This is a genomic window from Nocardia cyriacigeorgica (assembly GCF_010858045.1).
GTDB lineage: Bacteria > Actinomycetota > Actinomycetes > Mycobacteriales > Mycobacteriaceae > Nocardia > Nocardia cyriacigeorgica_E.
In genome coordinates this window covers 1-385 of sequence record NZ_JAAGVC010000145.1, presented here as the reverse complement: position 1 = coordinate 385, position 385 = coordinate 1, and the positions used below count along the sequence as shown (strand labels likewise).

Here is a 385-nt window from a genome sequence, read left to right as displayed (position 1 = left end):
GAAGAACGCCCACGGGTGCAGCGCCCAATGGAAGATCGAATACTGCATGCCGACGACGGCTGCCTCGTCGGTGCGCGGCTCCGGCCCACCGGGTGGTGGCTCTGCCCACAGGGTCACCGGTTCGTACGCGCCGTAGAAGATCAAGCCGATGCCCACGCCGAGTGCGAACATCATGGCGATCCAGGAGAACGTCGAGTACGCGGGCTTGTCGCCGGGGTCGCCGAGCTTCACGCGTCCGTATTTGCTGAATGCGAGATAGAGGATGAAGAAGACAAAGCCGGCCGTCGACAACACGAACACCCAGCCGAACTCTTTCGCGATGTAGGCGTATATGTGCTCGCCCGCGACCCGCATCTGATCCGAGAACGTCACGCCGACAATAAGG

Annotated in this window: 1 protein-coding gene; it reads right to left on the bottom strand. The window is 62.1% G+C overall.

What is annotated here, in order from left to right:
* Nucleotides 1-372: BCCT family transporter (locus GV790_RS29120; protein ID WP_309139048.1), on the bottom strand; the 372-nt coding region annotated here is incomplete at its 3' end.
* Nucleotides 373-385 lie beyond the last annotated feature (13 nt).